Genomic DNA, 12110 nt, shown 5'->3' with positions numbered 1-12110 from the left:
TGAAGGCGGGGGAGATTCCGGTCGGAATCCGGAATACCGGCCCACTTCGCAAAGTTGAGTTCAGTAGACTCAAGTTTGAAACGAAGGGAGCATTGAGTGGCAAACATGCAGGGCGCGCCGAACTCGCAGGAAGAGCAGAAGTCGGCGCTCGAACAGTTCGGCGTCAACCTGACCGACCTCGCGAAGGCCGGCAAGCTCGACCCGGTGATCGGCCGCGACGCCGAGATCCGGCGCGTGAGCCAGGTGCTGACCCGTCGTACGAAGAACAACCCCGTGCTCATCGGCGAGCCCGGCGTCGGCAAGACCGCCGTGGTCGAAGGGCTCGCCCAGCGCATCGTCGCGGGCGACGTCGCCGAGTCGCTGAAGCACAAGCAGCTCGTCTCGCTCGACATCTCCGCGCTCGTCGCGGGCGCGATGTACCGCGGGCAGTTCGAGGAGCGGCTGAAGGCCGTGCTGAAGGAGATCAACGAGGCCGAGGGCGGCATCATCACCTTCGTCGACGAACTCCACCTGCTCATGGGTGCGGGCGGCGGCGAGGGTTCGGTCGCGGCATCCAACATGCTGAAGCCGATGCTCGCGCGCGGTGAGCTGCACCTCATCGGTGCGACCACGCTCGACGAGTACCGCGAGTACATCGAGAAGGATGCCGCGCTCGAGCGCCGCTTCCAGCAGGTGTACGTCGGCGAGCCGAGCGTGGAAGACACGATCGCGATCCTCCGCGGGCTCAAGGGCCGCTACGAGGCACACCACGGGGTCACGATCTCCGACGCCGCACTCGTGGCCGCGGCATCCCTGTCGAACCGGTACATCACGGCCCGTCAACTGCCCGACAAGGCGATCGACCTCATCGACGAGGCCATGTCGCGCCTCAAGATGGAGATCGACTCGTCGCCGGTCGAGATCGACCAGCTCAAGCGCCAGGTCGACCGCCTGAAGCTCGAGGAGCTCGCCCTCAAGAAGGAGAAGGACGACGCCTCGAAGGAGCGACTCGCGAAGCTGCGCGAGACGCTCGCCCTGCAGGAGCGCGAGCTCGCCGGGCTCGAGGCCCGATGGGCGCGCGAACGGCTGTCGCTCAACCGCGTCGGCGAGCTGAAGAAGCGGCTCGACGAGGCCATGACCGAGCGCGACCGCGCCATGCGCGAGGCCGACTACGCGCGCGCCTCGAAGCTCGAGTACGAGACGATCGCGCAACTGCAGCGCGACCTCGTCGCCGCCGAGCAGGCCGAGTCCGCGCCCGATGAGCCGCGCATGGTCAACGAGCAGGTCACCGACGAAGACATCGCCGCCGTGATCGCCGCATGGACGGGCATCCCCGTCGGGCGGCTCATGCAGGGCGAGACCGAGAAACTGCTGCACCTCGAGGCCGAGCTCGGCAAGCGCCTCATCGGCCAGAAGCGGGCCGTCGCGGCCGTCGCCGACGCGGTCCGCCGCTCGCGCGCCGGCATCAACGACCCGAACCGGCCGACCGGATCGTTCCTGTTCCTCGGCCCGACCGGAGTCGGCAAGACCGAGCTCGCGAAGGCGCTCGCCGAGTTCCTCTTCGACGACGAACGCGCCATGGTGCGCATCGACATGTCGGAGTACGGCGAGAAGCACTCGGTCGCGCGCCTCGTCGGCGCGCCCCCCGGGTACGTCGGCTACGACCAGGGCGGGCAGCTCACCGAGGCCGTGCGTCGGCGACCGTACTCGGTGATCCTCTTCGACGAGGTCGAGAAGGCGCACCCCGAGGTGTTCGACGTGCTGCTGCAGGTGCTCGACGACGGCCGGCTCACCGACGGGCAGGGTCGCACGGTCGACTTCCGCAACACGATCCTGATCCTCACCTCGAACCTCGGCTCGCACTACCTGATCGACCCAACGCTCAGTTGGGGCGAGAAGGAGGAGGCCGTCATGCAGACGGTCAGGCAGTCGTTCAAGCCCGAGTTCGTGAACCGGCTCGACGACCTCGTCGTGTTCTCGGCCCTCAGCGAGCAGGACCTCGCCGAGATCGTGAACCTCTACATCGACCGGCTCACGGCGCGGCTGCACGAACGGCGGCTCGCGCTCGGCGTGACGCCCGACGCGCGCGCCTGGCTCGCCGAACGGGGCTACGACCCGCTGTACGGGGCCCGGCCGCTGCGCCGGCTCATGCAGCGCGAGATCGACGACCGGCTCGCCCGGGCGCTGCTCGACGGCAGCGTGCGCGACGGCGACACGGTCGTGGTCGGCCTCGCCGACGACGGGGAGTCGCTCACGGTGGCTCGTGCGGGCGAGGCGGGGGCCGCCGCAGTCGACTCCGCAGGCATCGACGACGAGGTCGTCGAGGCCGAACTCCTCGACGACTGAGTCCGCTCCCGGGGCATCCGATCGCATCGCATCGGATGCCCCGTCGTCGTGTGGGCCTCGGCTGCCCCCAGTCCGGGGGAGTCGCGCGCCAAATGTCCCCCGTTCCGTGCGGCCGCTTGTACCCCTGAGTAACGTGACGGCCGGCTCGTCCGAGGGCCGCGCCGCGGGGCGACCGGGGGGAGCGTTCCGCGGATCCCCGGCGTCCCTCCGGAGGTCGTCGTGACCCGTTCGTCTTCCGTGGCAGCTGTGCTCGCCGCATCCGTGCTCGTCGTCACCCAGCCCGTCGCCGCGTTCGCGGCACCCGGCGCGGAGGCGCCGCCAGATCCCGCTGAAGAATTCGGCAGCGCACTCGTGGCGTTCGACGCCGCAGGCGACGTGCGTTCGGTGCTGAATCCGACCGGCCCGCTCACCGAACCCTCGGACGCGGGTGCCGAGGACGTCGCGCTCGGCTATCTCGCCGCGCATCGCGATGCCTTCGGGCTCGACGGCGCCGGCCTCGAGTCGCTCGCCGTCGACGAGGTCATCACCGACCCGAGCGGCGTCAGCTACGTGCAGCTGCGGCAGGCCGTCGACGGCATCCCGGTGCACCAGGCCGTCATCACCGCGAGCGTCGACGTCGAGGGCCGGCTCGTGCACATCGGCGGCACCACCGCCGACGTCGCACCGGCGACGCCCGCCGCGCCCGAGGTGACCGCGGCCGAGGCGATCGCCGAGGCCGCAGGCGCGGCATCCGGTGCCGACGTCGCCGCCGAGGACCTGCCCGAGGCCGCGCAGACGAGCGAACGCGACACCGTCGAGGTGCCCAACTCGATCGCCGTCGACGGACTCGTCGACCCGACGCCGCTGAAGGCCGAGCAGCGCTGGTACATGGACGACGAGGGCCGCAGCCTGCGGCTCGCGTGGGTCACCGACGTGGAGCTGTCGGGCGAGGTGTGGGTCGAGTCGGTCGTCGACGCCGCCACCGGCGAGGTGCTCGCCGAGTCGAGCCGCTACGCCGAGGTGGGGCCCGAGGGGGAGGTCTTCGACGAGGAGCACCCCGAGGCGACCGGCGCCTCCCGCGAGCTGCACCCGTTCTCGGGCATCAACGGCACGTGGGTCGACGACACGACCACGAGCGGCAACAACGTCAACGCCTACCGCGACCTCGACGACAACGACGCGAACGACGAGTACCAGCCGAACACTCCGGCGTCGGGCGACCCCGGCTACCAGGTGTTCGACTACCCGTTCACCGACGCCTGGGCGGTGAACTCGGATTCGAGCCAGGCGAGCCTCGACGCCGACCTCGACGCGATCATCACGCAGCTCTTCTACTACACGAACGTGATGCACGACTACACCTACGAGCTCGGCTTCACCGAGGCCTGGCGCAACTTCCAGGTCGACAACTTCGGCAACGGCGGCAGCGACGGCGACCCCGTGCTCGCCGAGGCGCAGGACGGCTGGGACTTCGGCTGCGTGGACAACGCGTCGAACCCCATCCGCTGCATGAACAACGCGAACTTCGGCACGCCGGGTGACGGCTCGAGCCCGCGCATGCAGATGTACATGTGGTCGCTGCCGTTCCGCGACGGCTCGCTCGACGGCGACGTCATCGCGCACGAGTTCGGTCACGGGGTCTCGACGAGGCTCGTCGGCGGCGGCAGCTTCGACTACGGCGACGACCAGACCGGCGCCCTCGGCGAGGGCTGGAGCGACGTGATCTCGTACCTGAAGTGGGACGACGCCGTCGTCGGCGAGTACGTCACCGGCGACGCGGCCACGGGCGTGCGCAACGTCGCCTACGACACCTCGCCGCTCGTGTACTCGGACTACAACCCGTACGTCCCGGGTCCGAACACCTCGCCGCACGGCAACGGCACGATCTGGGCGACCATGGTCTACGCCGTGCGCGCCTTCCTGGGCGTGCCCGTCACCGAGCAGCTCGTCATCGACGGCATGAAGAACACGGCGGGCGGCGCCAAGCCGACCTTCGTCGACGCCCGCAACGGCCTGCTCGCGGCCGACATCGCGACCAACGGCGGCGACAACGTCTGCGCCATCTGGTCGGCGTTCGCGCAGCGCGGGCTCGGCGAGGGCGCGGTCGCGGCCGGCACCGACGGGCACGCGGCGCAGGTGAACGACGACACCCTTCCCGCCGCCTGCGCACCGACGGCCGACGCCGGCGGGCCCTACGCGACGATCGAGGGCACGGACGCGCCGGTGACCGCTGCCGGCTCGAGCGCGGGCAGCGACCCGAGCGCCGGCGCGATCTCGGCGTGGGAGTGGGACTTCGACGGCGACGGCCAGTACGACGATGCGTTCGGGGTGAGCCCGTCGTTCGACCGGGTGGGGCAGGACGGCAGCTTCACCATCGGCCTCCGCGTCACCGACCTCTACGGCAACACGGCGACCGACACCGCGCAGGTCGAGGTCGACAACGTCGCACCGATCGTGACGATCGACCCGGTCGCGCCGCTCGACGAGGCCACGCGCACCGCGACGATCACCGGCGTCATCAGCGACCCCGGATGGCTCGACGACCTCTCGGCGACGATCGACTTCGACGACGGTTCGGGCGCCCAGCCGCTCTCGGGCACCGAGGAGAACGTGCGGCCCGACGCCACACTCGAGTTCGAGACGAGCTTCGACTACGGCGACGACGGACTGTTCGACGTCGAGGTCTGCGGCTCCGACGACGACGTCACCACGTGCGAGACCGTCGTGGTCGACGTGGCGAACGTCGATCCGTCGATCACGATCGACACCTCGGGCACGCAGAGCTACGACGGCGTCGAGGCCTTCGTGCTCGATGCCGGCGGCAGCGTGACGATCCCGGTCACCGCGACCGACCCCGGAAGCGACGACCTCACCGTGGTCTGGGACTGGGACGACGGCACCACGAGCGACGAGACCTCGCTCGTGAACCCGCCGGCGCTCGACCCGCCGAAGTCGCCGACCGTGCAGCCGCGCGATGTCGACCTCTCGGCCGACCACGTCTACGCCGAGGCCTGCCTCTACGACCTCGTCACCGAGGTGACCGACGACGACGGCGGCTCGGCCGCCGACAGCGCCGCGATCGTGGTGGTCGGCGACGGCACGAAGTCGAAGCAGCACGGCTGGTGGCTCAACCAGATGCGCGTGAAGAACGGCAACGACTTCACGACCGCCGAACTCGAGTGCTACCTCGACATCGCGGTGTTCTTCAGCACGGTGTTCGACACGCAGCTCGACCGCGACGACGCGGTGGCGATCTTCCATTCGCCGCCGAAGAACGACGCGGCCGAGCAGTTCGACCAGTTCCTGCTCGCGGCGTGGCTGAACTTCGCGAACGGCTCGGTCGACCTCGCGACGCCGGTGACGGTGCACGGTTCAGTGACGACCTGGGGCGACGCGATGCTCGAGGTCGAGGCGATCCGCACGGATCCGTCCTCGACTTCGCAGGAGATCCGGCAGGCGAAGGGCGTGCTCGCCTCGCTCGCGACGACGAGCGGCTGATCGCCCGCGAGCGTCGGGCCGTCGCGGCATCCGTTCATCGAGCGGATGCCGCGTGGCCCCTGCCGGTGACGCCGCCCGAATCGCTAGCCTTGGCCCCGAACGCGGTTCGAAGGGGGAGACGTGACCGAAGAGTTCGAGACGGGTGGAGCGGTGCTCAGCCGTACGCAGGTCAATGTGGTGCGGCTGATCGGGCTCGCCGGCATCGTCGGCGGTATCCTGCTGATCGTCGTGGCGATCGTCGCCTGGATCGGCGTGTCGTCGCAGCTGCGGGCCGAGAACATCGTGATTCCCGACGACGCCCCGATCTTCGCGGGCAAGGTCGTCGACGGCCCGATCGATGCGTACGTGCAGGCCGGGGTCATCGACATGCACGCCCGCGAGATGGCAGACGGAAAGACCTACTCGGAGCTCGACCAGGACGACCCGCTGCGGCCGGTCGTGATGAACGCGTCGTTCCTGCGGGCCTCGTTGTTCACCTCGGTGATCTCGTTCGGCATCGCCCTGTTCGCGGGCGGTGTGGGAGTGCTGTTCCTGCTCTTCGGGTGGGCGCTGCGCACGCTCGTGCCGCCGTTGCCGAAGTCGTCGTAGCGCGCGACGCCGCCGACGCTCAGTCGGCGGTGGGTGCGGTCGGTGACGAGCTCGCATCGGCGGCCCGCTCGGTCGACGCCTCGGGCACACCGTTCGCGTCGGCCGGGATACGGCGTTCGACCGCGAGGGCGAGCAGCACGATGCCGGCGCAGCCGATCACCATCACCGCGATGTACCAGGCGTCGAGGCCGTGCTCGAGCAGCACGCCCGCGGCGACCGGCCCGGCGATCGCGCCACCCTGGAAGGCCGCCGAGTTGATCGCGTTGTAGCGGCCTCGATTGCGGTCGGAGGCGAGGTCGTTGTAGACCGCGGGCACGGTCGGCTGCAGCATCGTCTCGCCGAAGGCGAAGACACCCATGAACGCGAGCACGCCGATCGCGGCCGCGAGCGTGTCGGGCAGCAGGCCCGCGCCGCCGAGCAGCAACCACGACACCGCCCACACGAGCGCCATGACCTGCATGACCCGGGTGCGGCGGTGCCCGCTGATCAGTTTCAGCACGGTGAACTGCAGCAGCACGATGACGGCTGTGTTGATGGCGAACGCGAAGCCGATCACCTGCGTCGAGACCTCGGCGACCTGGCGGGCGAAGGCCGGGAAGCCCGCCTCCATCTGGCCATAGCCGATGAATACCGAGATGAAGGTGAGCAGCGTCAGCCACAGCACCACCGGCTGGCGGATGATCTCGCGGTAGCCGCCGACGGGCGGCGCGTCGGCGTCGTGCTCGCCGTGGGTGCGCACGTGACGCAGCGGGCCGAGGAGCAGGGCCATCGGGATGAGGCTCGTCGCCGCGTCGATCAGGAAGATCGTCGTGAAGGTGCCCGGGTCGTCGACGTCGATGAAGAAGCCGCCGACGATGCCGCCGACCCCGATGCCGAGGTTGACCAGGGCGAAGTTGATGCCGAAGTACTGCTGGCGCAGCTCGCCGTCGACGATCGAGGCGATGAGCGCGTTGAAGCCGGGCCACGAGACGCCGAAGTTGATGCCGATGAGCACGAGCGCGACCGCGGCGACGGCGGGGGTCGTCGCGAAGGCGAGGAGGGTGCAGCCCACGATCATCGCGGCCAGGCCGGCGAGCAGCACGACCTTGGCGCCGAATCGATCGATGAGGGTGCCGCCGGGGCCCGTCACGACGAGGCCCGTGATCGCGATGAGGCTCATGAGCGCACCCGACAGCCCGAGCTCGAAACCGCGCACCTCGTGCAGGTAGATGATCGTGAAGGGCAGCGTGAGGCCGCGCCCGAGCGTCTGGATGGCGACGGTCGACAGCAGCCAGCGCCCCTCGGTCGGCAGGGCGGCCCAGAACGTCTTCATGCCGGTCACTGGGACATCTTGGCGCACGCCGCCGACATCGGCGAACCGTTCCTCGCACCGCTCGGCGCCGCCGCGGCGGCGGTACGCTTCGAGCATGAGCGCACTGCTCGGCCGTCTCGAGGCCGAAGACGACGAATTGCGGTTCACCGAGTTCACCCTCGACGACGCCTGGGTGCTCGGCACGCGGCTTCGCGCGACCGCCGCCGAGCGAGGACTCCCGATCGCGATCGCGATCTGGTTCGGCCGGCAGCGTGTCTTCCATGCGGCGCTGCCCGGCGCGAGCGCCGACAACGACGGCTGGCTCGATCGCAAGCACCACGTCGTCGAGCGCTACGGCACCTCGTCGCTGCTGGTCGGCGAGGAGTTCCGTGCCAAGGGCGAGGACTTCGACACCCACGCCCGGCTCGATCCTCGCGAGTACGCCGCGCACGGCGGCGTCGTGCCGCTGCGACTCGGGTCCGGCGCGATGATCGGGGCGGTCGGCGTCTCCGGGCTCCCGCAGCTCGACGACCACGAGTTCGTCGTCGAGCACCTCCGGGCGATGCTCGGCGAGGCGCGCGAGCGGTGACGGCTCGAGCGGCGCGCATCGACGCCGCCCGAGCCGCCGACGGCTCACCGACCCGGTCGGCCGCCGCGATCGGGGTCGTCCGCCCCCGGAACGAGCACGCGCAACGCGATCAGACCCGGGTCGGCCTCGGTCCACTCGGTGGTCAGCGCGACATACCGCGCCGTCGCCTCGACCGCCACTGACCCGCGGGGCGAACCGGCCTTGATCGACCCGACCTCGCGGAAGGTGATGCCGTCGTCGCTCACCGAGACGGTCGCCGCCGGGGCTTCGTCGCCGTCCCAGAGCGTGGTGACGGTGCCGATCGGCTGCGCCGAGCCGAGGTCGGTGACCATGCGGCCGTTCGCCCCCGGGATCCACGCGGTGCGAGTGTCGTTGTCGACCGCGGCCTGCGGCGAGTTCATGCCCTCGGGCAGCACGGATGCCGGGAAGGTGAGCGTGCCGAGCGCGAGGTCGGGCACCGGGAACGCGGTCGCGCCCGGGAACGACGCGGGAGCCGCGACCTTCGGCTTGCCCACCGGCAGCGTCCGCGTCTCGCCGGTCTCGACGTTCGTGACGTCGATCGTCCGCACGGCTCCGGCTCCGGCATCCCCGCCGTCCGGCCTCGCGACGCGCACCGTACGGCCGTCGAGCACCGACACCGAGACGCCGGTCGCCTGCGCGGCGGCCGCGGTCGGCACCGTGGCGCGCGGAGCGAGCACGACGGCATCGCCCGCGGGCACCGTGACGGTGAGCTTCGAGTCGTCGCGTCCGAGCACCTGATCGCCGGCGAACAGCGCCACGGTGTCGCCGACGTAGGGGAGAGTGACGTCTGTCGTGACGTCGGCGCCCGTGAGGTTGAAGGCGGTGAGGTAGCCGTCGAGCGAGCTCACGAGCAGTCCGTCGGCGCTCGGCTGCGGCGCGGAATCCTGCGCCGCCGTCGCTTCGGCGTCGCCCGGCACCATCTCGACGAGCATCGGGCGGTCACCGCCGCCGAGGCGGACGGCGTTGATCCCCTTCTTCTCGCTCGACACCGTGATCGGGGCCTGCCCGTCGCGCACGACGTAGCCGGCCGTGTCCTCGACGTTGATCCACGACCCCTCGGTCGTGGTGACCTGGTCGCCCGTGTAGCGGAAGCGCGCGGCATCCTGCCAGGTCTCGCCGTCGGCCGACACCTGGATGCGGTACTCGCGACCGGCCGATGCCTCCCAGCCCAGCTGCACCTGCGTGATCGCGGTGGGCGCGCCGAGGTCGACCTGGATCCAGGAGTCGGCCCGGGTGCGGTCGGCGCGCGACACCGCCCAGCGCGAGGCGGGGTCGCTGTCGGTCACGCTCGACGGGGCGCGCCCCGAGTCGGCGCTCGATGCCGTTGCAGGCTTGCCCGCCGCGGCGTCGACGCCGGTCGCCGTCAGCGCGCGCATCGAGTAGAGGGAGTAGCCGTAGGCGGGGTCGCCCTGCACGCCCTGCATGCGCACGAACCTCGCCTCGACCGGAGCCGGGGCGCCCGCGCCTGCCGGCGTCAGGTCGACCGTGTCGAGGCGTGCGACGTTGACGTCGGCGCCGCCGGTGTACGCGGTCTGCGTGGTCCAGGTCCGGCCGTCCGACGAGGTCTGCACGAGATAGCGCTCACCGGCGCTCGCCTCCCAGGCCAGACGCACCGAACCGACGGTCTGCTCCGCGCCCAGGTCGACCTGGATCCACGAGTCCGCACGCGTACGCTCGGCGACGGCGACGGCCCAGCGGGTGGCGGGGTCGGCATCGGTGACCGTCGAGGCCCGACGAGCCGGGTCTTCGCTCGATGCGGTAGCGGGGCGTCCGGCGGCCAGGTCGGTCGTGGCCTCGCCATCGGTGCCATAGGCGTGCACCGAGTACAGCGAGTAGCCGTAGCGGGCGTTGCCCTGCTGGCCTTGGATGCGCACGAAACGGGCCGACACCGGGTCGAATGACAGGTCGTCGATGCGGGCGGCCTTCGCGTCCGCCGGGTTCGGCGGCGTCACGACGGGCAGGGTGTCGGTGGCCGATCCCTCGGCCGTGTAATAGGTGCGCGACCCGTCGAGGCCGTTGTAGCCGCCGAGGTCGAGGTTGCGCACCGAGACGGTGCCGTCCTGCCAGCCGGCGCCGGTCGAGGCGTACAGCGCAGCGCCGCTCGGCAGGGTCACCTGTCCCGCGTAGCCGTCGCCGATGCGGAAGACGGATGCCGTTCCCTCGAAGCCGTCGCGCGGCCCGGTGTAGGTGCTCGTGCGCCGGTCATCGACGGTCGCCGCCGAGTTCGGGTACAGGTACGGCGTCGAGCCCGACAGCGCGAACAGCCACGAGTCGTGGCCCGGAACCCAGGGGAACTTCAGGAAGCCCTTCTTGCTGGATGCCGCCGCCCACGCGTTCGCGGACTGCTGGATCGAGAGGCCGGGGCCGGCCCCGAAGTCGCGAACGCCGGCGAGACGGGCGAAGAACTCGTCCTGCGGGGTGGCCTGAACGGCGCCCTCCGCCGATTCGGCGGCCTCGACGTGCAGCAGATACGAGATCGCGATCTCGGCGCGCGCCTCGGGTTCGTACTTGGGCTCTCCGGAGAACTTGGCGAGCCGGTCGACCGGCGCGTAGGCCTGGTAGGCCTCGAGCGAGGCGGCCAGGTTCGCCTCGGCGCGTACGGCGTCGGGGTCGCGCAGCACCTGACCGAGGAAGGCCATCGGGATCACGTCGCGGCCGTAGAGGTACTCCCGGTCGTTGACCATGGGCATGAACGGCTCGCCCTGGTTCGACATCACCATCTTGATCGACGCCCAGAGCTCGGCCGAGTTCGGCTGGTGCTTCAGGTACTCGGGGATCGGCTGATCGTTCAGGATGAACTGGATCGCGTTGCGCCCGCCCGAGCGCCAGATGTCGGACTGGTAGTGCGGGCCGAACGAACCGTGGTTCTCGACGAGGTACGTGTCGTAGATCGTCTGCATCGTGTTCGTCGAGATCGGCTTCCCGGCGACGACGGCCGGGTTGTTGAGGTCGGCGGTGGGCTGGCCGGCGGCGTTGCGCGCCCAGTCGCCGAGCTGCTCGTTCCAGCGCGCGGCATCCGCATGGTCGGGTGCCCAGGCGAGACCCGGCGCGAGCGCCTGCGTGTAGACGCCCGCCTCCTCCTGCGCGGTGTCGCCCTCGTGCTTGCCGGTGGGCCAGTCGGCCGTCCACGAGCCCGACAGCGGGTCGTTGCCGTGGTCGAGGTCGGACGTGTAGGCCGACTGCCCGACGGCGATCGTCTCGAGGTTCTGCTGCGTCGTGGCGTCGAGCCGATCCCACAGCACGCGTCCCGCGTCGAGGAAGTACGACTGGAAGGTGGAGTCCCAGAACATCTTCTTGCCCCAGGTGCCGTTCGGGTCGACGAAGCGGTTCTTGGCGGCGTAGTAGCGGATCGTGTCGATCGTGCGCTGCGTGAGCTGATCCTTCGAGATGCCGGTGATCTCGGCGTCGTAGTCGCCGTGCGTCACGATCACGGCGTTGCCGAGCACGACCGCGAAGTTGAAGTCCTTGAACTGGTAGGCGTTGATCGCCGGATCCCAGACCGTGTTCACCCAGCGCGTGTGGCGCAGCAGGGCGGCGTAGTAGTCGGCCGCGATCTCGTCGGGGGCGCCGAAGGCGGCGTCCTCCACGACGGGGGCGGCGGATGCCCGGGCTGCGGGCGCGAGGGCGGCGGGCGCGAGGCCGGCGAGCGGTGCGGCGAGGGCCGCCGCGACGGCGAGCGCGACGGTGCGGCGCCATCGGGGTGTCTTCGCGGCGCGAGCGGGGGCGGGGCCGGAGGGGGGCATGGTGTCTCCTGGATTCAACGGGCCTCGGGGGCGCCACGTGCGGATTCGACAGGAGTCATGTCTGGAGATCTCGAAA

Annotated in this window: 6 protein-coding genes; 4 read left to right on the top strand and 2 right to left on the bottom strand. The window is 70.6% G+C overall.

Translation table 11 applies throughout. The features are described 5' to 3' along the window. Nucleotides 1-105 precede the first annotated feature (105 nt). The 3 genes from GQQ93_RS07605 (at nucleotide 106) to GQQ93_RS07595 (ending at nucleotide 6390) form a co-directional block, all read left to right on the top strand. Complete coding sequence (locus tag GQQ93_RS07605) at nucleotides 106-2325, top strand: ATP-dependent Clp protease ATP-binding subunit (RefSeq protein ID WP_157423905.1); 2220 nt, start codon at nucleotides 106-108, stop codon at nucleotides 2323-2325. A gap of 219 nt (nucleotides 2326-2544) precedes the next feature. Continuing rightward, entirely contained in the window at nucleotides 2545-5802 is a 3258-nt protein-coding gene (locus GQQ93_RS07600; RefSeq protein ID WP_157423643.1) for a M36 family metallopeptidase, read from the top strand. Nucleotides 5803-5922: 120 nt separating this feature from the next. Then, nucleotides 5923-6390: an aromatic ring-opening dioxygenase LigA gene (locus GQQ93_RS07595; RefSeq protein ID WP_157423642.1), complete on the top strand. Its 468-nt coding sequence runs from the start codon at nucleotides 5923-5925 to the stop codon at nucleotides 6388-6390. A gap of 19 nt (nucleotides 6391-6409) precedes the next feature. Here GQQ93_RS07595 and GQQ93_RS07590 read toward each other — a convergent pair whose 3' ends face one another. Then, nucleotides 6410-7798 carry an MFS transporter gene (locus tag GQQ93_RS07590; protein WP_157423641.1) on the bottom strand — a complete coding sequence of 463 codons (1389 nt, stop codon included), beginning with the start codon at nucleotides 7796-7798 and terminating at the stop codon, nucleotides 6410-6412. Between GQQ93_RS07590 and GQQ93_RS07585 the strand changes: the two genes are divergently transcribed. Next, on the top strand, nucleotides 7797-8270 hold the full coding sequence (locus tag GQQ93_RS07585) for a heme-degrading domain-containing protein (RefSeq protein ID WP_157423640.1): 474 nt from the start codon (nucleotides 7797-7799) through the stop codon (nucleotides 8268-8270). The two genes, GQQ93_RS07590 and GQQ93_RS07585, sit on opposite strands and share 2 nt — an antisense overlap. 44 nt (nucleotides 8271-8314) lie before the next feature. On the opposite strand, the gene GQQ93_RS07580 is transcribed toward GQQ93_RS07585, so the two are convergent. Then, nucleotides 8315-12034, bottom strand: coding sequence for a discoidin domain-containing protein (locus GQQ93_RS07580; RefSeq protein ID WP_157423639.1), 3720 nt, complete (start codon nucleotides 12032-12034; stop codon nucleotides 8315-8317). Nucleotides 12035-12110 lie beyond the last annotated feature (76 nt).

Origin of the sequence: Agromyces lapidis, from assembly GCF_009749405.1 — a bacterium.
In the GTDB taxonomy this organism is placed as follows: domain Bacteria; phylum Actinomycetota; class Actinomycetes; order Actinomycetales; family Microbacteriaceae; genus Agromyces; species Agromyces lapidis.
The sequence above is the reverse complement of the archived record's forward strand: the minus strand, read 5'-3'. Positions and strand labels throughout refer to the sequence as shown.